Annotated in this window: 19 protein-coding genes; 1 reads left to right on the top strand and 18 read right to left on the bottom strand. The window is 51.9% G+C overall.

Going from position 1 to position 21,408, the window contains the following annotated elements; genetic code table 11:
* Positions 1 to 22: 22 nt before the first annotated feature.
* The 15 genes from cpsG to GFB57_RS13085 all read right to left on the bottom strand — a co-directional run bounded on the left by cpsG (position 23) and on the right by GFB57_RS13085 (position 15,665).
* Positions 23 to 1,393, bottom strand: coding sequence for a colanic acid biosynthesis phosphomannomutase CpsG (gene cpsG, locus GFB57_RS13155; protein WP_003036738.1), 1,371 nt, complete (start codon positions 1,391 to 1,393; stop codon positions 23 to 25).
* Positions 1,394 to 1,528: 135 nt separating this feature from the next.
* Entirely contained in the window at positions 1,529 to 2,965 is a 1,437-nt protein-coding gene (cpsB, locus tag GFB57_RS13150) for a mannose-1-phosphate guanyltransferase (protein WP_003036740.1), read from the bottom strand.
* Positions 2,966 to 2,967: 2 nt separating this feature from the next.
* Positions 2,968 to 4,191, bottom strand: a complete 1,224-nt coding sequence (gene wcaI / locus GFB57_RS13145) for a colanic acid biosynthesis fucosyltransferase WcaI (RefSeq protein WP_003036742.1) — start codon at positions 4,189 to 4,191, stop codon at positions 2,968 to 2,970.
* A complete protein-coding gene (locus tag GFB57_RS13140) occupies positions 4,188 to 4,667 on the bottom strand; it encodes a GDP-mannose mannosyl hydrolase (protein ID WP_003036744.1) in 480 nt (159 codons plus the stop codon). The genes wcaI and GFB57_RS13140 overlap by 4 nt, the downstream gene beginning before the upstream one ends.
* 2 nt (positions 4,668 to 4,669) lie before the next feature.
* Complete coding sequence (locus tag GFB57_RS13135) at positions 4,670 to 5,635, bottom strand: GDP-L-fucose synthase (protein ID WP_003036746.1); 966 nt, start codon at positions 5,633 to 5,635, stop codon at positions 4,670 to 4,672.
* Between the two features lie 2 nt (positions 5,636 to 5,637).
* Positions 5,638 to 6,759 (bottom strand): GDP-mannose 4,6-dehydratase, encoded by a 1,122-nt coding sequence (gene gmd / locus GFB57_RS13130; RefSeq protein WP_003036748.1) that lies wholly within the window; start codon positions 6,757 to 6,759, stop codon positions 5,638 to 5,640.
* A gap of 24 nt (positions 6,760 to 6,783) precedes the next feature.
* Positions 6,784 to 7,338 (bottom strand): colanic acid biosynthesis acetyltransferase WcaF, encoded by a 555-nt coding sequence (gene wcaF, locus GFB57_RS13125; RefSeq protein ID WP_003036750.1) that lies wholly within the window; start codon positions 7,336 to 7,338, stop codon positions 6,784 to 6,786.
* Positions 7,339 to 7,347: 9 nt separating this feature from the next.
* Positions 7,348 to 8,094 (bottom strand): colanic acid biosynthesis glycosyltransferase WcaE, encoded by a 747-nt coding sequence (gene wcaE, locus GFB57_RS13120; protein WP_003036753.1) that lies wholly within the window; start codon positions 8,092 to 8,094, stop codon positions 7,348 to 7,350.
* 5 nt (positions 8,095 to 8,099) lie between these two features.
* Positions 8,100 to 9,317: a colanic acid polymerase WcaD gene (wcaD, locus tag GFB57_RS13115; protein ID WP_003036755.1), complete on the bottom strand. Its 1,218-nt coding sequence runs from the start codon at positions 9,315 to 9,317 to the stop codon at positions 8,100 to 8,102.
* Entirely contained in the window at positions 9,292 to 10,509 is a 1,218-nt protein-coding gene (gene wcaC / locus GFB57_RS13110; RefSeq protein ID WP_003036756.1) for a colanic acid biosynthesis glycosyltransferase WcaC, read from the bottom strand. The genes wcaD and wcaC overlap by 26 nt, the downstream gene beginning before the upstream one ends.
* Positions 10,506 to 10,994, bottom strand: a complete 489-nt coding sequence (gene wcaB, locus GFB57_RS13105) for a colanic acid biosynthesis acetyltransferase WcaB (RefSeq protein WP_003036758.1) — start codon at positions 10,992 to 10,994, stop codon at positions 10,506 to 10,508. Before wcaB ends, wcaC begins: the two co-directional genes overlap by 4 nt.
* A gap of 2 nt (positions 10,995 to 10,996) precedes the next feature.
* The gene (gene wcaA / locus GFB57_RS13100; protein WP_003036760.1) at positions 10,997 to 11,839 is read right to left on the bottom strand and encodes a colanic acid biosynthesis glycosyltransferase WcaA; all 843 of its coding nucleotides are present in this window, start codon (positions 11,837 to 11,839) and stop codon (positions 10,997 to 10,999) included.
* A gap of 72 nt (positions 11,840 to 11,911) precedes the next feature.
* Entirely contained in the window at positions 11,912 to 14,074 is a 2,163-nt protein-coding gene (wzc, locus tag GFB57_RS13095; RefSeq protein WP_003036761.1) for a tyrosine-protein kinase Wzc, read from the bottom strand.
* Positions 14,071 to 14,520 (bottom strand): low molecular weight protein-tyrosine-phosphatase Wzb, encoded by a 450-nt coding sequence (gene wzb, locus GFB57_RS13090; protein ID WP_003036763.1) that lies wholly within the window; start codon positions 14,518 to 14,520, stop codon positions 14,071 to 14,073. The genes wzc and wzb overlap by 4 nt, the downstream gene beginning before the upstream one ends.
* Positions 14,521 to 14,525: 5 nt before the next feature.
* Complete coding sequence (locus tag GFB57_RS13085) at positions 14,526 to 15,665, bottom strand: polysaccharide export protein (RefSeq protein ID WP_003036765.1); 1,140 nt, start codon at positions 15,663 to 15,665, stop codon at positions 14,526 to 14,528.
* Between the two features lie 655 nt (positions 15,666 to 16,320).
* Between GFB57_RS13085 and GFB57_RS13080 the strand changes: the two genes are divergently transcribed.
* A complete protein-coding gene (locus GFB57_RS13080; RefSeq protein WP_003036767.1) occupies positions 16,321 to 17,904 on the top strand; it encodes a TerC family protein in 1,584 nt (527 codons plus the stop codon).
* A gap of 44 nt (positions 17,905 to 17,948) precedes the next feature.
* On the opposite strand, the gene asmA is transcribed toward GFB57_RS13080, so the two are convergent.
* The 3 genes from asmA to udk all read right to left on the bottom strand — a co-directional run bounded on the left by asmA (position 17,949) and on the right by udk (position 21,143).
* Positions 17,949 to 19,802 carry an outer membrane assembly protein AsmA gene (gene asmA / locus GFB57_RS13075; protein ID WP_003036770.1) on the bottom strand — a complete coding sequence of 618 codons (1,854 nt, stop codon included), beginning with the start codon at positions 19,800 to 19,802 and terminating at the stop codon, positions 17,949 to 17,951.
* Positions 19,803 to 19,828: 26 nt separating this feature from the next.
* A complete protein-coding gene (dcd, locus tag GFB57_RS13070; RefSeq protein ID WP_003036774.1) occupies positions 19,829 to 20,410 on the bottom strand; it encodes a dCTP deaminase in 582 nt (193 codons plus the stop codon).
* Positions 20,411 to 20,501: 91 nt separating this feature from the next.
* A complete protein-coding gene (gene udk / locus GFB57_RS13065) occupies positions 20,502 to 21,143 on the bottom strand; it encodes a uridine kinase (protein WP_003036776.1) in 642 nt (213 codons plus the stop codon).
* Positions 21,144 to 21,408 lie beyond the last annotated feature (265 nt).

The raw sequence follows: 21,408 nt of genomic DNA, 5'->3' as shown, positions 1-21,408 counted from the left end.
TCGGGCAAAGGAAGCACCAGCATTACTGATTCAGTAACGCCAGAAGAGTGCGCGTTCGCGCTTCCATCAACGGAATATCTCCGCGCGATTCCACGTTCAGGCGCACCACCGGTTCGGTATTGGAAGAGCGTAAATTGAAGCGCCAGTCGACAAACGACATGCTGATACCGTCCGTTCTGTCTACCGTCAGCGCCTCACGGGAAAAATGCTGCTCCACGCGCGCAATCGCTGCCGCCGGCTCTGCCAGCGTGCTGTTTATTTCACCACTCGCCGGATAGGCCACCATCCGGTCGCGGACCAGTTCGCCCAGCGACTGTCCTTTCAGACAAAGCAGTTCAGCCACCAGCAGCCACGGGATCATGCCGCTGTCACAGTAGGCAAAGTCACGGAAATAGTGATGCGCACTCATTTCACCGCCATAGACGGCATCTTCGTGGCGCATCCGCTCTTTGATAAACGCGTGCCCGGTTTTTGACATCACCGGTTTACCGCCTGCCGCCGTCACCACGTCCACGGTGTTCCAGGACAGACGCGGGTCGTGGATAATCTTCGCCCCCGGATTCTTCTCCAGAAACGCCTCCGCCAGCAGGCCGACAATGTAGTAGCCCTCAATGAACTGACCTTTTTCATCGAACAGGAAGCAGCGGTCAAAATCACCGTCGAAGGCAATCCCCATATCCGCGCCGTGTTCAATAACCGCGTTGCGCGTGTCAGCCCGACATTCCGGCAGCAGAGGATTGGGAATACCGTTGGGGAAGTTGCCATCCGGCGTATTGTGGATTTTGATAAACTCGACCGGCACGCCCAATGTTTTAAAACGGGCTTCAATGGCGTCCACTACAGGGCCTGCCGCGCCGTTGCCGGAATTGAGCACCAGCTTCATCGGTTTCAGATTGGCGGGATTGATGTAACCCAGCAGGTGGTCAATGTAGGCATCACGGATAGTAATACGCTGGTAGCGGCCACGTTTTGTCTCATCAACCGCCGGGAAGTCGTTGGCTTCCGCCAGGCGCTGTACGTCGCGCAGACCGGTATCACCGCTGATGGGCCGTGCCCCTTCCCGCACCAGCTTCATGCCGTTGTAATCCATCGGATTATGGCTGGCGGTCACTTCAATACCGCCGTCAATACCCAGGTGGAAGGTGGTGAAATAAATCTCTTCGGTACCCGACATGCCAATATCCAGCACATCCACCCCCGCATCCTGTAGTCCTTTTGCCAGCGCCAGCTTCAGCGTCTCGCTGGTCAGGCGCACATCGCCGCCGAGGACAATCGTTTTTGGCTTCAGGAACTCACCGTAAGCGCGGCCAATACGCCACGCGATATCTTCATTCAGCTCTTCGCCCAGCCTGCCGCGAATATCGTAGGCTTTGAAACAGGTTAATTTCGTCATGATTTACCCTTCTTCAGGCAACAGGAGGCCCTGACTCTTAATGAGCCTTTTAATGAGTGTTAAATGCATTTCCCGGCGCACTTCGCTTCCCGGGCCTACGGTGTTGTAGGCTGGATAAGCGAAGCACATCCGGCATCAGGTACGCCCGTATCTGTCCGCAAACCGCACCACATCATCCTCATCGAGGTAAGATCCGGAGCGCACTTCAATCAGATCGAGCGGGATTTTCCCCGGATTCTCCAGACAATGGGTCGCCCCAAGCGGAATATAGACAGACTCGTTTTCAGCGAGCAGTTTGATATCATCATTGATCGTCACTTTCGCGGTACCGGCCACCACCACCCAGTGTTCAGCCCGGTGATGATGCATCTGCACGGACAATCCCTCACCTGGTTTAACGGTAATTCGCTTCACCTGGTAACGGTCTCCGGCATCAATGGAGTCGTACTTGCCCCACGGACGGTAAACTTCACGGTGAATATGGTGTTCATGTCGTCCGTCAGCTTTAATTTGCTCCACCACTTTTTTGACGTCCTGCACCGCGTTGCGATCGGCGATCAGCACCGCATCTTTGGTCTGCACCACCACCAGATCCTTCACCCCGACGGTCGTCACCAGGCCAGATTCGGCATACACGTAGCTGTTCTCCGTTTTGTGGCTAATGACGTCGCCATGATGCACATTGCCTTCGGCGGTATGGGCGCTAATTTCCCACAGCGATGACCAGGAGCCGACATCGCTCCAGCCTGCGTTCATGGGCATCACCACCGCATCGGCCGTACGTTCCATTACCGCATAGTCCACAGACTCTTCCGGACAGGCGAGAAACGCCTGTTCATCAACGCGGATAAAATCGAGATCGGGGTCAACCGCACTCATGGCATTCTCACAGGCCTGAAGAATGTCGGGGCGATATTTTTTCAGTTCTTCCAGGTAACGTCCGGCGCGGAACAAGAACATGCCGCTGTTCCAGTAGTAATCGCCGTTCGCCACATAAGCCTGCGCGGTTTCCAGATTGGGCTTTTCAACAAACTGCGCCACTTCGAACGCCACTGCGTCGGTATTCGTTGGCGAAACCTCGCCACGGCGGATATAGCCATAGCCCGTTTCCGGCTGGTCCGGCACGATACCAAACGTCACCAGCTTACCCGCACTGGCATAGGGCATAGCATTGCGAACCGCCTCGCGAAATGCCTCTTCGTCGGCAATCATGTGATCGGCCGCCAATACCAGCAGCAGCGGATCTTCCTCCGGGCTTTGACGTTTTGCCGCCAGTGCGGCCAGCGCTATCGCCGGTGCCGTGTTACGTCCGGCGGGTTCGAGAATAATGTTCTCAGTCAGCTTGTGCAGTTGCCGTAGCTGTTCCGCGACGATGAAACGGTGCTGTTCATTACAGATAACCACCGGGCTTTCACACTCCACACCGTTCAGACGACAGATCGTTGTCTGCAGCATGGTGAGATCGCCTTTCAGGCACAGGAACTGCTTTGGATACAATACGCGGGACAGAGGCCATAAACGGCTACCCGAGCCACCGGCCATCACTACCGGAAAGAGTTTGCTTTGACTCATCATTAACCCCGAATATCAGCAATAAATTGGCTAAGCACGTTATCTTTATCCAGCGTGCGTTCGGCATAGTCACGTGCCACCGTATTGACTTTTGGCATCCTCAACGCTTGTTGGATACCGCAAACCAGCGCGTTTACCGATTCCGGCTCCACGCATACTGCGATGCCTGGAACAATGTTACAGAGCTGCCCCAGCTCGGTTTCCGGCTCGGCGGTAATCACCGCGTTACCACCAACGGCGAGGATATTGGTCAGTTTGGAGGGCAGTACAGCATCCGCCGCACCGCGCTTTTGTACCACCAGATGACAGTCCGCCATCTTGAGCAGCGCAGGCAGCGCGTCATAAGATTGCAGTGGAAAGAACATCACATTGTTCAGGCCGCGTTCGCTGGCCATACTCTCCAGCCGCGCTTTACCCCCGCCCTGCCCGACAATCACAAACAGCCAGGGCCGCTCGCTCAACAGGGCCGCTGCGTCGATCACACTCTCCAGCCCTTGCTTTTCACCAATATTGCCCGAGTAGAGAATGATTTTTTTTTCATCAGGCAAGCCCAGCTGCTGGCGCAACGCCAGAGCATCAGCGGCGTCCACATCGCGAAAACGCGCTACTTCTGACCAGTTCGGAAAGAAAATAACCTTCTGTGCATCAACGCCCTTTTCCTGTGCTTTGTTCATCATTGAGCGAGAAATGGTCGAAATATGGTCCATATTCAACAGCCCACTGCGCTCAAAGGCGCTGGCCAGTTTTGCCACCATACCGCGCTTGCCTTTGCCCGCCATGCCAAGTCCCAACATGGCATCAACTTCGTAATCCTGAATATGCAGCAGCGTGCGCGCCCCGGACAGCTTCGCCAGCAGGCGCATTCCCGGCGTACAAAACAGCGTCGGCACTACCCCAATGATGCGATCCGGCTTCCAGCGGCGTTGCGCCAGCAGTGGGAAGAAACTGCTCAGGGCGAAACTGCCTAAATGCAGTAGACGCTTGAGCGTGGAGGGCTGCTCAGGCACATACAGCGGGCAACGCCAGACGATGGCATCGCCCTCTTCACGACGGTAGCGCCAGGATGAATAGCGACCGTTGACTTTCCACTGCGGATAATAAGGCGGCGCGGTGATCACCCGTACGTCATGCCCCTGTTGCGCCATCCACTCCACCATTTCACCGGTGTATTTACCGATACCGGTCAACTCCGGCGAATAGTTGATGCCATACACAAGGATCTTCATAGCCCGGGTGCTCCGGCCTGACTCTTCTCACAGAAGTAAGCCCGGCTGTTGTCGTGCACGTGGTCACTGGCCAGAATCTCTTCAATTGCCAGCCAGCGGTACGCGTCATGTTGAACGTCAGGCAGTTGCAGGTCGTTTTCCGACACCCGCAGACGAAATCCCAGCACGATGTAATGCGTTGAGAAATCTTTCCCGGAAAAGTTGTCGTCATAGAAGTGCTGCCAGACACCGTAAAACTGCGCAACGGACAGCGGTAAACGTAACCCCAGCTCAGCTTCAGTAAGCCGCTCAAAGGCCGCGTGCAGCGGTTCATCTTTTTGCACCCGACCGCCAGGCACAAACCAGTACCCCTGCGCAGGACGATTGAGGCGCTTGCCAAGCAGAAATTCACCGTGGGCGTTTTCCACGATCAAATCGATGGAAATCAGCGGAGTTGAACGTACAACGGTGGCAAAATCCTCATGACGTAAAAACATGCTTACCCCCGGTAACGCTGCTGGTTTTCAAGGAACCACTGATATGTACTGGCAAGCCCCGCTTGCAGAGATATCTCGTGATACCAGCCCAACTGATGCAGACGCGTAACGTCGAGCAATTTGCGCGGCGTGCCGTCCGGTTTGCTGGCGTCAAACACCACGCGCCCCTTGTAGCCCACGACCTCCGCAATAGTCTGCGCCAGTTCACGGATGGTGCAGTCCACGCCGGTCCCCACGTTGATATGCGACAGCATCGGCTGGGTATATTCCTGCAACACTTCCTGAGCCAACTCCATCACGTGGATACTGGCCGCCGCCATATCGTCGACATGCAGAAATTCACGCATTGGCGTCCCGCTGCCCCATACCACCACATCCGGAGCATTTTGCCCGCGAGCTTCATGAAAGCGGCGCAGCAGCGCCGGGATCACATGCGACTTACTCGGATGAAAGTTGTCATGCGGCCCATACAGATTGGTCGGCATCACCGAGCGATAATCACGGCCATACTGTCGGTTATACGATTCACACAGCTTGATACCGGCAATTTTGGCAATCGCATACGGCTCATTGGTCGGTTCAAGTGTCCCCTGCAACAGTTCACTCTCGGCGATTGGCTGGGTAGCTTGCTTGGGATAAATACAGGATGACCCGAGAAACAACAGTTTATTCACGTTATGCAGATGTGCAGCATGAATAATGTTGCTCTCAATCATCATATTTTCATAAATAAAATCAGCAGGATAAGTATTGTTTGCCACAATCCCTCCTACTTTTGCCGCCGCCAGATAAACCTGGTCAATACGTTCAGCGGCAAAAAACGCCTGCACCGCACTGGCGTCCAGCAGATTAAGCTGGTCGCGGGTACGCAGCACCAGCTCCACATTATTTCGCTGCGACAATTGTCTGACGATGGCGGACCCCACCATCCCGCGATGGCCCGCCACAAAAATACGTTGTGTCTTCATCCTCAGTACTCCAGCGCGATGGCGACCTCGTAACCGTGCGACTTGAGCAGGGAATGTTTCTTCGCCGCATCAAGATCGTTAGCAACCATTTCCGAGATCATCTGGCGCAGCGTGATTTCCGGTTTCCAGCCCAGTTTTTCATGTGCTTTGGCCGGATCGCCCAGCAGCGTTTCCACCTCAGCCGGACGGAAGTAGCGCGGGTCAACGGCAATCATGACATCGCCTGGCTTCACGCCCGGTGCATCATGTCCGGTCACGGAAACCACGATGCCTTTCTCATTCACGCCCTCACCTTCAAAGCGCAATTTAATCCCCAGCTGAGCAGCCGCCATTTCTACAAACTGGCGCACGGAATACTGCACGCCGGTGGCAATCACGAAATCTTCCGGCTTATCCTGCTGCAGCATCATCCATTGCATCCTGACGTAATCTTTGGCATGCCCCCAGTCGCGCAGTGAATCCATGTTGCCCAGGTACAGGCAAGACTCCAGCCCCTGAGCGATGTTGGCGATCGCCCGGGTAATTTTGCGAGTGACAAAGGTTTCGCCGCGGCGCGGAGACTCGTGGTTAAACAGAATGCCGTTACAGGCATACATCCCGTAAGACTCACGGTAGTTGACGGTTATCCAGTAGGCGTACAGCTTAGCAACGGCATACGGTGAACGCGGATAGAACGGCGTGCTCTCTTTCTGCGGGATTTCCTGAACCAGACCGTACAGCTCAGAGGTAGACGCCTGATAAAAACGGGTCTTTTTTTCCAGACCAAGGAAGCGGATCGCCTCCAGCAAGCGCAAGGTGCCGATCGCATCAACATCTGCGGTGTATTCCGGTGAATCAAACGACACCGCAACGTGGCTCATGGCACCCAGGTTATAGACTTCATCCGGTTGGACTTCCTGTAAAATACGGGTCAGATTGGAGGAGTCCGTCAAATCGCCATAATGCAGATGAAATTTGGGATTGCCTGAATGCGGATCCTGGTAGATGTGGTCCACACGTTCGGTGTTGAATGATGAAGCGCGACGCTTAATACCGTGTACTTCGTACCCTTTTTCCAGCAGGAGTTCTGCCAGGTAAGAACCATCCTGCCCGGTTACGCCAGTAATGAGAGCGACTTTTGACATGTTATAACCTCTTCAGTGATCCCCTCAGGGAGTAACTTTCTCGACGCGTTCGCGCGTGACTACTGCGGGATTTCCCCGACAAATGACATTTGCTGGCAGCGATTTAAATACGCTGCTTCGTGCTCCGACGACGGTGCCATCGCCAATCGTCACGCCAGGCGCGACAAACACATCTGTCGCCAGCCAGCATTTATCGCCAACCACTATCGGTGTGGCGTTAATATCAAAATGTTGGCTGGCATAATCATGACTCCCGGTGCATAAATAACTTTTTTGCGAAATAACTGCGTGGGCCCCAATCGTAATATCACCTAACGTATATAAAACCGCGTCATCACCCACCCAGGCATAATCTCCCAGAGTTAGTTTCCACGGATAAGTAATTTTTACTGAAGGCCGAATGACTACGTTTTTTCCTATTTTTGCGCCAAACATCCGTAATAAAAAAGCACGCCAGCGATACATGACCTGTGGAGACCAGCGAAATAATGTTGCTTGCACCGCCCACCATAATTGCACTTTAATAGCGCCGCCGCCGCGAAAACCTCCAGGCACTTTAAATCCGCTTAAGTCTTGCATACTGTGCCCTTACGTTTTTCCATATAAGGTTTTTGTTTTATCGGTTGTGCGCAGGCGTAAATATTCTGACAAACCGGTCCAAAAACCTGGCATGTGTAATATCTGGCGCTGTACTTTTTTGGCATCCCGGCACAATTCCAAATTATTCGTCGTTGACACTCCGCCCATAGAAAATTCCGACACCAACCCGCGCAGCTTTTTAAAAGCGTAACCGGACTTGTATAATTTGGCTGCCAACGCGTAATCTGACGATATTTTATATTGCAAATCATAATGCCAGACATTCAGTCCTGAGAGCGGAAAAAATATTGCCTGATGGCTGGCTGGCAGGCTGTGATAAATATACCAACCCGGTTTTGCCCGACGCTTAATTTTGTTGCCATTGCCGAAATCCAGCAACGCATCGCCAATGACCATAGTTTGGTCACTCTGCATTTTTAGCTGGCGGATAAAACAAGCCGCATTCGCATGCAGAATATCCCCGGAGTTGAGGAACAGTGCAAACCGCCCGCGCGCCATGGCGATGCCTTTGTTCATCGCATCATAGATGCCGTTATCCGGCTCGCTGACAAACCGTAACCGGTGTTCTCCACTGAGTCCTTCAAGAAACGCCGACGTACCATCCGAGGAGCCGCCATCAACAACAATCCACTCAAAACTGATATCACCCGCTTGCGCCAGATGTGCCAGCGACGCGTGAGTTTTGACGATCCCTTCCAGATTGCGAAAGGCGACGGTAATGATACTGAGCAGCATGTAAGTTACCTCGCGATATTCAGCGCCTTGCGCAAAATAAACGGACACACAATTAAAAATGCGTATTCCGGACTAAATACTGAACCTGTAAAAAACAGTGACAATGGTGTAAAAAGATAAAGCTGCACCCGATAATTCTGATTATCGCCAAACGCATTGATCATCATTTTCATGACCTTCCCCATGTACCATAGGGCTAATATCACCGCGAACCATGAAAAATAAATAATCAGCAGATACAAGCCATTGTCTATTGTTTTACCGACATCTGCACCGTTAAAAATTCCGAATGACGCGACGTATTCATAAAGTGAGCCAAATCTCACTACGCCATCAACGTTCAGTAATGAATAACCGACCATCACTAATGGTCCTACGATACGATAATACGATGACGAACCTTCAGTTCCTAAATCACCAAGCCGCGTTGCGATGTACGGAAAAGCAAATATCACACCAACTAAAAACACGCTCAATGAGATTATCGCCAGAGGTAGCTTCTTTTTTATCGCATCCTTATTTAGGTACTGAAACGCCCATTCCAGGAGGTAAAACAAAATAAACGTCATTACTCCTGAAAACGATCCCGATAATATTATCCCTACCAGAATCATAGCATCGGACTTAGGTGTTTTGATACCAAACTGTTTGATACTGAGCCAAATTGAGATTAACGCCAGAGCGAAGAATGCCGGTTCGAAATAGAGCGCGGTGGTTCGTTTCCCACCAAACTTAATAAAGTTCAGAACATAGCTGTTACTGTAAATAAGATATTTCGAAATAACTTCCATTAAACTGCTGCCGCCGCTGAGAATTATCTGTGCCATTTCAGCTGCAGCTAACCCCACCACCAGTCCCACGACCAGCCAGAAAAAGCGCAAGATTTTAATGTAGTTATGCGGTGAAATGGTTTTGAAGCGAATACTCCATACCATGCCAATAATCACCACGGTATAGATAAACAACATGGCGGACGTCACGTACTTGCTGGCATCCAGTGACTGACCGAACAGATAGTTAAATGCCGTCAGTCCGCCCCCTACGCCCAGCGCGATCATTAATTTTTTGATATTGATGCGCTCGATAAACAGCAACAGCAGAACGGGTAAAAAGGTGACGATAGTTATCGGGAAGCTCTCGCCAAGCTGGGCGAGTTTGACGTTTACTAGCAGATAAAGCAGCGGTAGCACCAGATAGCTACAGATTCTGATAGAACGAGACATATTCCTCCAGCATCTGTTGTCCACTGTATGCCAACTGGCTGCGCTGGCTAAATGCGGCAAGCGACGTGTCAAATACCGCCTGCGCAATGTCTGATTTTTTCAGCTGCACCAGTTGCAACACTTCAGCTTCGCTGAACGTTTTTCCACCTGATTTAGCCAGCACTTCCTGCGCGGCATCGCTGTGCGTGGCTATTACCGGTACGCCGATGGACAGCGCTTCGCACAGAATCAGCGGGTAGTTATCGACACGGGAGCTGAACACCAGTCCATCCATCTGATTAAGCGCACTCATCAACGTGCGCTTATCGCTCTCAAAACCGTGATTGATGACGTTATCTCCCGCAAATGGCGAAAATTTGCCGAAGGTATGCAACTCAATTTTGTCTCCGAGCGCGGTAATAGCTCGCACCAGTTGCTGACTGGTTTTGCCGTCATAGCGCAGGTCATGAGCCACCACGGCAATTTTCGGCCGACCGCTCTCCTCAGGCATCGCGGGTAGTTCGGCAAGAATGGTTTCAGTTGCCACATCAATGCCATTATTGATAATGCGGCAGCGTCCCGCGCCATACAGGCTGTTGAAGGCGTCGGCCACATGCTGACTGGGCGAGATAAACTGGCAACCCAGCGCCAGCATCGCACGAAACATCTGCCGCTTAACGGGCAACTGTTGATGGGCTTTATCGATTTTTACCGGCGGATAGTTGCTCAGCGTTGGGCATTGCAGACAGCCCGTTTTCCAGCCTTCGCAGCCATCGGTAAAGGCACAGCGCCCGGTCACACTCCAGTGATCGTGCAGCGTCCAGACGAAGGTGATATCCGGTTTATGCGCTTTCACTTTTTGGCAAAAGGAGACTACCTCTTCCAGGTTCAACCAGTAGCTGTGCAACACATGAAAATGCAGTACCAGCGGGCCGTTAGTGCGGGTAACCGTACGATATAGCTTGTCGAGATTGCCGAACATGTCGCGGTTCGCGAAACGAAACAGCGCAATGTTCGCCGCCGACGTCAGGCGCGGCGTATATTTGATAACCTGCGGGTATTTCGCATGGCTGGCGCTTTTTTTACCGCCTTTGCCATAGCCATAGACAAAACGCGACGACAGCCCTTTTTCCAGCGACCTCAGATGCAAATCTAACGCCACGCCTGCCGCCCCACCTTCTGCGAGTCGCACATTAAATTGTAATATCTTCATTTTATTACCTTCACCCGTGCCTTCTCGCCTACGACCAGCGCATTGTCCGGAACGCTATCCACCACGACGCTCCCGGCACCAATCGTCACGTTATCGCCAATAGCAACGTCGCCAAGCAGAGTGACATTGGCCCCCAGCTCAACGCTGTTACCGATTACCGGGCAGGACAAATCGTTGGTGCCAAGATTGCCGATGGTGACGCCGTGACGTAGGGTAAAATCATCCCCCACAACCACATGTTTATTGATAACCACCCCATAGCCATGATGGATGGTGAAACGACGACCGATTGATGCAGCAGCCTGAATTTCATAGCCAAACAGGCATTCGGTGATAAGGCGGTACATCACCAGTATCGGAGCGGCCCACAGGTTGTTTAAGATGTTTTTTTTACGCCAGACGGAGCAAAAATGGGCAATCCGATAGGCCACCACCATGCAGCAGGGGCGCAGACTCCAGCCGTTCACGCGTAAATCTTCCAGCATAATTAGCGTCCTCGCAGTCCGTCGGCCAGACGCTTACTGTTGCGAACAGAAAGCAGCGTCAGTAGCGTGCGCCAGTTCATCCGTTTATTGCGGATCTGATAGAGGGTAAACAGCTGATATTTCTTGCTGGCCCGGTCAAATTTGCCTTTGTGCTTGCGGTAAAACTGAAAGTAGCCGGAGAATTTATTCGGCGATGAGGTAATGCGCATCTCACCGTGATTCACATGCAGGATCTGCGTTGCCTCTTTGACCTTCCACGGTTTGCCATACGCCACCACCATGCGCAGGAAGATGTCGTAATCCTGCGCCGCTTTCAGCGTGGTATCGAACAGACATGCTTTAAACCGCCATGCCCAGGTAAATACCTGGTTACCAATGATGTTGCGCTTATAAAACCTGCGGCGTGAATAAACGGACTTAGGATAGAGCGGCAGACTGGTCGGCTGCGAATACACTTCGCCCTCACAGACATAGTCATTGGCATACAGAAACGCCCGCGTGACCAAATGATGGCGATAGTTGAGAAATACACTCAGTCGGTTCGGCGTCCATTCATCATCATCATCAATCCCCGTAATGTATTGTCCGTTGGCCTGCATAATGGCCTGATTACGTACCGCGCAGGCCCCGGAGTTGGTGGAATTATGCGTATACGACACGCGCGGATCGTTGAGTTCCTCAACAAACTGCTGCAACTGCTCATATGAGGAAGAGCAATCATCCACAATGATCATCTCCCAGTGAGGATAGTCCTGGCGCAACACCGATTTAATCGCCCGAATGGCCAGCTGCTGGCGGTTCCAGGTTGGCATGTAAATTGAAATTAGCGGGTTTTCTGTGGTCATTTTCGTTTCCAAAAAAAGTTGCCTGATGGCACTACGCTTATCAGGCCTACATTCAATATGCGTTGCTGTTAGTTATTTCGAATCCGACGTGTATTCGTATTCGTAGTAGCCGTAATCCTGATACCCGCTCGCGCGGCGGAAGATCGAGTTGAGGATCACCCCTTTCACCTGAATGCCATTTTGCTCGAAGCGGCCCAGGCTGGTTTCCACCTCTTTAAGCGTGTTGACCGCATAACGCGCTACCATCAGCGTGGTGCCGACGTGGCGCCCTACGATAGCCGCATCGGTCACCGCCAGAATTGGTGGGGTGTCAATCAACACCAGGTCATAGTGCGAGCTGGCCCAGGCAATCAGTTCGCCGAAGCGCTCGCTCATCAACAGTTCGGAAGGATTGGGAGGAATTTGACCGCGAGGGATCAGATCAAAATGCGGAATCGATGTCGGTTTAGCGCTGGATGAGATATCCCCTTTGCCAATGAGGATCTCAGACAGGCCGTTGACGTTATTGGTCCCCAGCAGTTCGTGGGTATAGCCTTTGCGCATGTCGCAGTCGATCAATAGCACGCGTTTGTTAGTCTGGCTAATAACTGCCGCCAGGTTAGCGCAGACAAACGTTTTCCCAATCGACGGGCTGACGCCGGTCAGCATCAATACGTTGTTACGCGCCTGCATCATGGCAAAGTGCAGGCTGGTACGCAGGCTACGGACCGCTTCTATGGCGAGATCCGTTGGATTCCCCACGGCCAGCAGTTGGCTTTGCTTGTAGCGTTTCACACCTTTAATGGTCTGAACGTTATCACGCGCTTTTTGCCATTCAGACAGCGGAATACTGGCATACACGCTGATACCATGCTCTTCCAGCGCCTGGGGGCTTTCAATACCGCGATTAAACAGAGAACGCAGCAGTACGCCCACCACGGAAAGCATTAAACCGAGAATGATACTGCCGAGAATAATCAGCGCCGTTTTCGGCTTCAGCACGCCAGGCTGGGCAATCGCGGGATCGACAATGCGCACATCACCGACCGTACTGGCCTCGGTAATCTTCAGTTCCTGTTGCTTGTTCAGCAACTGCATATAGACCTGCTGACCGGACTCCACATCACGCGTCAGGCGAACAATTTCCTGCTGCGTTTTCGGCATCGCCGTTACGCGCCCGTTCAGCTTACTTTTCTCATCTTCCAGCGCCTGGCGTTTTTCCAGCAGCGTGCGGTACGCCGGATGCGCTTTGGTGAACAGCTTGGAAATCTCCGCTTCTTTGAAGGTCAGTTCATTCAGCTGAGCATCGATATTCACCATCGAATCCAGCACCGCTTTGGCTTCCAGCGGCAAATCCACGGAGTCTTTATCCTGACGAAAGGCGTTCAGCTTGTTTTCAGCAACATCCAGGTGGTTACGCACTTCAGGCAACTGTCTGGCCAGAAACGCCAGACTTTTGGCGGCTTCTTCGGATTTACGTTCCACGTTTTGTTGCAGATAGTTACGGGTAATACTGTCGAGGATCTGGCGGATTTGCTCGCGGTCTTCACCGGTAAAAGTCAGGCTCAATACACCGGTATCTTTGCCTGTTTCCGTCACCATCAGGTTATTTTGCAGGGTGTTTATCATGCCCAGCGTGGAGAATTTGCTGACGGTAAATTGGCTCTCCGGGCTGGCATGAATCGCCTCAACCAGCATCGTCACGCCATCGTGTTCCAACACCTTGCCGACTTGCCCCCGAACGCTAAAACCCCCGTCACTCACCAGTTGATAGCTTTTGTCATTCAGCACATTGAGCGTGAAGGTCTGTTCATTCATTGCCTTTGGCAGCGTGAAGGTAGTCACATTAACCGTTTCGTTCTGACGGCCCATCAGCCGGTCCCAGCCCGCGCCAAAAATAGGGAACGTATCTTTGGTCACGCCGATATCGAGGTTGAGATCGTCTACCGTTTTCCCTAATACCAGTCGAGACTGAATGAGCTGAATTTCCGCTTCCGAGGCCGGGGGTTTGTTCGACAACGCCGAGCCAATATCCTGCACCAGTGAATTTCCAGTATTTTGCTCAATTTGCACCAGCGCGTCCGCACTATAGATTGGGGTGGCGAACAGCGTGTAGACCGCGGCACACAATGCAAAAGCCGCGGTAATGCCAAGTACCCACCAGCGGGCTTCCACCACCGTTGCGACCAGACGACCAATATCGATTTCATCATTGCCCGTTACCGGCGCAGCAGACTGTTTAACTTTTTCTGTCATCGTTTTCCCTGCTCTGCGTTCAGTGCCTGAGCCCATTGGCGGGCAGACCGTTCAAGTAATGTGTACACCGCGTCAAACGCATCACGGCTTTTACGATACGGATCGGGAATTTCGCGCTCGCTATCCCAGTGACCAAAAAGCATCACTTTGCCGCGCATCTCCGGCACCATTTCACACAGGGCAGAGATATGGCGCTTTTCCATGGCCAGGATCAGGTCATACTCCCGGCACATTCGTCCCGAGATCTGCCGGGCACAATGATTATCCAGTGACAGGTTGTGCGCCTGCGCCACACTAATGGCGCACGGATCCGCGCCTTTCCCCACCAGCGCCCCAAGACCGGCAGAAGAGACCGTCAACGCCGGGTGAAATTGCCTTAACAAGCGCTCTGCCGTCGGGGAACGGCAAATATTCCCCACACAGACAACTAAGATTTTGTTAAACATGACGATTACCAGTTGTGAAGGTCGCTGGCCGTGTCCGTCATATAGCGAACACCACTAATAGTCGGCAGCAACTGATTGATCAAACGGTTCCAGCGAGCAACCGGCGCAGTAGTGACGTACACCACATCGTATGGCTGGAGTCGGAATGATGTTGCCATCACCAGCGATGTCGCATCGGACATATCAAGCTGATAGATATTGGCGATCTTGCCGTTGTTCCCGCCTTCGCCTTTCAATGGTCGAATAACGAAAATACCGCTGGCATTGGAGGTGGTCAGGTCAATACCTTCGGCATTGCCCAGCGCTTCGGTAAGCGTCATGCCACTGAAGTCCATTTTGAGGGTGCTCTGTTTTTTCACTTCCCCCATTACAAAGACTTTCAGATCGTCATTACGCGGGACAAACAGAATGTCGCCAGGATAGAGCAGTCGGTTCTGGCTCAGGTCGCCATTTTGCATCAGTGCTTGCAGTGAAATGCGTTGCTCCTGCCCTTTATGAGTCAGCACAACGTTGCGCCAGTCTGCCGCTTCGGTGAGACCGCCAGCGGCGTTAATGGCATCGAGAACGGTAAGCGGCACGTTGGTGATGGCCTGCTGACCGGATTTGTTCACCTGCCCGGAGACATAGGCCTTCTGCGAGCGGAAAGCGGCGATATTAACGTCCACCTGCGGGTCAGCAATGTACTTCGCTAAGCGCCCGGTAATATCACTACGAATCTCTGCCAACGTTTTCCCTACAACGCTGACTTTGCCGATGTAGGGGTAAAACATCGTGCCATCAGGTTGTACCCAGTTGCCGGTATCGCTTGAACTACGGTACTGCCCGGCCGGGGTGGTGAGTTCAGGATGGTCCCAGACGGTCACATTCAGGACATCCCCCGGACCGACCCGGTACTGATACCCGGCAATCTCCTGGTCCAGCGACATATTAGGTTGTGCAACATTTGGTCGAGGACGTAATTGTTCTACCAGCCGTGGGGTGAGTGGATAAACATTCACCATGCGATCGATATCAAAATCAGCGTCCTGCTGTTTAATCACATCTTTGCCCATCGTAGACATATTGCTGCCCGGAAGCACGGTACAACCGTTTATCAAGATTACCGATACCAATACTGGTATCAATTTAAGTTTGGATTTCATCATTGATTATTTATCACTTTGGCAGAGTAATTATCACATGCAATCTAAATAGCGACTTCGCCTGTACATATTTACCTTGCCGTTAATTGAAATGGAATTTAACTGGCATCAGTCCTAAAAAAAATGAATTCATCTGCGGTCTCTTGACAGAATAATTTAGGCTTGTTTCAGGCGACCAGACACGCTACCGCCCCTGGCTTCACTAGCTACCAATGCACTGATTAATTTAAATTTTTATCTTCTCCTTTATTTTCATCACATTTACAGCAGCAACGCATCGGGAATGACGTCACTGGTTAATGAGGAAATATTTATCTTTTGATTATTACCGCAAGAATTGTTGCAGCTAAGCGAATATCAGGCAAGATAACAAGCCACCGATACCAAGCTTTTAAGATTAATATTAAGCGTTGGATTTGTATATTTTTAGGATTTTATTGATGTTGACAATATTGATATAGAAACATCCCACCTGCGATATTTCTTAAATATATTAAGATTAATAAAATCATTTCCTGTAGTTACATTAAGGCTATTATTCTGCATCTGTTCTGATATAACCGACAGAGAAATCCCCTCTCGCCATTGCATTTTTCGCCAGTTTTACCCATGATCGAATTGTGACAATTGTCATACAACTATGGGTATAGCATTTACTATGGAATGGATTGCCGATCCGTCAATCTGGGCCGGACTGGTCACGTTAATCGTGATCGAACTTGTTCTTGGCATTGATAATCTTGTTTTTATTGCCATCCTCGCGGAGAAACTACCTCCTGCCCAGCGGGATAAGGCGCGTATTACCGGGCTACTGCTGGCGATGGTTATGCGCCTGCTGCTGCTGGCATCAATATCCTGGCTGGTAACGCTGACCACACCGCTGTTCAGCATTCGCGATCTCAGCTTCAGCGCCCGCGATCTGATCATGCTGTTCGGCGGTTTCTTCCTGCTGTTTAAAGCCACTATGGAGCTCAACGAACGGCTGGAAGGAAAAGACAGCGACAATCCCACCCAGCGTAAAGGCGCTAAGTTCTGGGGTGTGGTCGCGCAGATCGTGGTGCTGGACGCCATATTCTCTCTCGATTCCGTCATTACCGCTGTTGGGATGGTCGATCACCTGGCCGTGATGATGGCTGCGGTGATTATTGCCATCAGCCTGATGGTGCTGGCGAGCAAGTCGCTGACACGCTTTGTCAACAGTCATCCAACTATCGTTATTCTGTGCTTGAGCTTCTTGCTGATGATTGGTTTTAGCCTGGTCGCCGAAGGATTTGGTTTCCATATCCCGAAAGGTTACCTGTATGCGGCCATCGGCTTCTCGGTGATGATCGAAGCATTAAACCAGTTGGCTATCTTTAACCGTCGTCGCTTCCTCTCAGCCAACCATACTCTGCGCCAGCGCACCGCCGAGGCGGTAATGCGGCTGCTGAGCGGGCAAAAAGAAGATGCCGAACTGGATGCCGAAACCGCGGCAATGCTGGCGGACCATCATGAAGGTCAGATTTTCGCGCCTCAGGAGCGGAGGATGATTGAACGTGTGCTGAACTTCAATCAGCGTACCGTCAGCAGTATCATGACCTCGCGTCACGATATTGAACACATCGACCTCAATGCTCCCGAAGCAGAAATCCGCGCCTTACTGGAAAAAAACCAGCATACGCGTCTGGTGGTCACTGGCGAAGACGGGCAGGAAGAACTGCTTGGCGTGGTGCATGTCATCGATTTGCTGCAACAGTCTCTGCGCGGCGAGCCGCTCGACCTGCGCGTCTTGATTCGCCAGCCGCTGGTGTTCCCGGAAACTCTGCCGCTACTTCCGGCGCTTGAGCAGTTCCGAAACGCCCGGACGCACTTCGCGTTTGTAGCCGATGAATTTGGTTCCGTCGAAGGGATTGTGACGCTGAGTGATGTGATGGAAACCATCGCCGGCAATCTGCCAAACGAGGTAGAGGAAATCGACGCCCGCCATGATATTCAGAAAAACGCCGATGGTTCATGGACCGCTAACGGGCATATGCCGCTGGAAGACCTGGTGCAGTACGTCCCTATCCCATTAGATGAAAAACGTGAGTATCACACCATTGCCGGGCTTTTAATGGAATATTTGCAGCGCATCCCAAAAACCGGGGAGGAAGTCCAGGTTGGCGACTATCGGCTAAAAACACTGCAGGTGGAAAATCATCGCGTGCAAAAAGTCCAGCTGATACCGCTACACAGTGAAGAAGAGATGGATTACGAGGTGTAAGTCACGAGCCGGATGGGGCATTAGCCACCGTCCGGCAATATGAATCAGAGCTTATCCAGCAACTTTTTAACATCTTTGCCGTTGCGGGAATCTTTATTGCGATCGGCCCAGTCATTCAGGCGACGTTTTGCTTCATCCTGCAGATGTTTACGCAAAAGCTGATCAACTTGCAGACTGTAGTTCAGTGATTGCCATTGACCATAGACTCTGAGAGGAACCGGGGTGGCCTTCAGGAAATTAATCAACTTACTTTCACCATCCCAACCGCCCAGCACGCGAATGTTAAACAGCGTGTCGCAATTCAGCTTCACCAGATCTAACGTTCCTTTGCCGGTCAGTGCCAACATAGCGGACTCCCCAACCATGTTATCCAGCGTAACCTCACCATTATCCAGCGTCATATCGGTTACAAAATGATCCAGACGGGTCACGTTCTCCATATTTTGCTGGGCTTTAGCATCTCCACCGCTACGCTCGACGGCCTGCTGTATCATCTGCTGGAAGTTCATCCCTTCCATTCGCGTATCGTTCATTTCGACATGGGCCTGCCCTTGCCAGCTGTGACGAAACGCCTGGGCGTCAATATCCGAGCCGGAAAAATCTCCTGCCAACGACAGCTTGCCGGTGAGTGCGATGGGGTAATCAAAGGCCTTCAGAATAGTGCCAATTTCAACACCTTCCAGGCGCGGATGAAAGACCGCTCGCGGTTCTCCCTTTCTGGCATCCAGCGTGCCGGGCAATGAGATCAGCCCGCCATCACTTTTTCCCTGCAACTGTGCAATGCTCAGTAAACCGAACCGGTTGTCTATTTTTGCCGAGACATTCTCAAACGCCATTTTCCGCCACAGCACTTTGTCAGCCTGCAAAGCGATGTCTGCCGAAAAACCCTTGAGTCCCTGATACGAAACAGCATCAACCTGGGAAGCAATAACGGGGCGCGCCAGCGTTGACTGACTCTGACCTTGCTGAACTTCACCTTTTGCTGTCACCGCTGCGTCATGTTGTACGAGTAGGTTATCCAGATTGAGCTGACCAAATTTTAGGTCAACGGCCCATTCCGGTTTTTCCAACAAGGCCACATGCGCTTGCCCGGAGAAAGAAGAGTCATTAGCGGTCAAATTTATCTGGCTAAATGAAAGCTGTTTTTTCTCTTCCAGCCATTGCGCCTGAAGATGTCCCTGACCGTTAATCCCCTGCGGCGGCAGATCGGCCCCATGCAGTTGCCAGCTTAACTGCTCAATATTCGCAGATAAGTTGTGCGGATAATCGGAGGCATCGACCGTACCGTTAAAGGATAACGCGAGATCGCGCTGATCGCGGTTCACACGCCCGGAGAAATCAAACGTGCCGCGGTGCTGGCTATCTTGTTCCATCTCCAGACGAATATCGCGAACGGTAACCTGTTCATCGTCTTCATGTTGGAACACCAGAACACTGTCGGCAACGCGCAGACGGGCGATATCAAACGACCATCCTTTGTCTTCCGCCAGATCGGGCAACATATTGTCTTTTGGGGCAACGGGTGCATCTTTGCCGCGTACCGCCTCAGTTTGCGGGGTCAATTGAATCACTGCGCCTTTGAGCATCACCTGCTTCACGCTGAGCTGGTGGCTCAACAGCGGCCACAATGCAACGTCGAGACGCATATTATCAGCACGAACCAGGGGTTCGCTGGCGCCTTCAGCCGTTAACATCACTCGCCCTGAGAGGATACTCAGTTGCGGCCATACGTGCCAACGCAGGGGGCCATCCAACTGCAGCTGATACCCGCTACGTGCGGCAACCTGCTTGACCATATACGCGCGGAAATCATTCGGATTCACCAACAGTACTAACGCAGAAAAGCCGGCCACCAGCACGACCAGAAGAATCATCAGCGTCGTCAGAAATCGTCTCATGCTATCCCCAATGGACTGATAAACACTCAGTCTTTATCGATCCGGCTGGCAACGGCGCCCTGCTGGTCGCGATACTTCGCATCCTGACGACGGTTGTAGGGTCGCGCTGCCGGACCGGAAAGCGGTTCGAAACTTAACGCGCCAATCGGCATCCCCGGACGCAGAGCCAGCGGTAATTTTCCGGAGTTGTAAAACTCCAGTACGATACAGCCAGACCAGCCCGGATCGATACGGTGTGCGGTGACGTGTACCATCAGTCCCAGACGAGCCAGCGAAGAACGGCCATCTAACCAACCGACGAGATCGGAAGGCAGCGTCACGGATTCGAATGTTACCGCCAGTGCAAGTTCCCCCGGATGCAGGAAAAAGGCTTCGCCGTCCTTAAGGACGATTTCATCACTCATCACGCGATCCAGCGCGGCGCTGACTTCATCTTTCGGTCCGCTTAAATCGATATACGCCGCCGTATGACCGCGGAACGTACGGAATTTGTTGCCAAGGCGCACATCTACCGTGGCGCCATTGATTCGCTCGACAGGAGGGCGTGGATTGATCGACAGGCGACCTTCATCCAACCAGGCTTCAATATCTCGGTCACATAAACGCATGGCACTTTCTCCTTTCGTGCTTCAAACCCTTAATGCCAGGTGCGTTAAGGGTGAACCAGGTTATCACTGAACGGTACACAATTCGCTGAACTTATTCAAAGAACTGACTGATTTTAGCCTTCAGAATATCGATGGCGATGCGGTTTTTACCCCCGCGCGGCACAATGATGTCGGCGTATTGTTTTGAAGGCTCAATAAATTGCAGGAACATTGGGCGGACGGTTTTCTGGTATTGCGCCATCACCGAATCCATTGAACGACCACGTTCGTTCACGTCCCGCTTGATACGGCGCATCAGGCAAATATCCAACGGCGTATCAACAAAAATAGAGAAGTTCATCTCGTCACGCAAACGCGCATCCGTCAGCAGCAAAATGCCTTCCAGGATGATGACTTTCTTGGGTTCGATATGAATAGTGTCCTGCGTACGCGTGTGCTCAACATAGCTATATACCGGCAGCTCAATGGCAGAGCCGCGTTTCAGCGTTTGCAGATGTTGAAACAGCAGGCTATGGTCCATCGCGTTCGGATGGTCGTAGTTGGTTTTTACACGTTCTTCCATCGACAGATGGCTTTGATCTTTGTAATAGCTGTCTTCGGGAATAACGCCAATATGTTCGTCACCGACTTGTTCACGCAATTCGCGATAAAGAGTACTGGCAATAAGGCTCTTGCCGGAAGCCGATGCGCCGGCAATGCCGATAATGACGCACTGATGGGACTGATCAGTCATAAATTTAGCGACCTGATTAACCTGGATGTAAGGAAGGGCGGCGCCGAAACGCCAAACGCGGCAATTATAGGGATTTCAGCGGCGCGATGCCACCCCAGGCTGCACCAATGCTGTCCCTGTCGCAAATTAAAATGCTCAGATTTAGAACAGCCGCTATATTTATTCACCTGCCTTAGGAATTAATAGCTTGGGAGTGTTAATTTATGAGCAGCTGGCGTATAAATTGTAAATTGTTTGTACTAGCATAATCCCAGATTAAATGTGA

Origin of the sequence: Citrobacter sp. S39 (genome assembly GCF_009495675.1) — a bacterium.
GTDB classification, from domain to species: Bacteria; Pseudomonadota; Gammaproteobacteria; order Enterobacterales; family Enterobacteriaceae; genus Citrobacter; species Citrobacter freundii.
The sequence above is the reverse complement of the archived record's forward strand: the minus strand, read 5'-3'. Positions and strand labels throughout refer to the sequence as shown.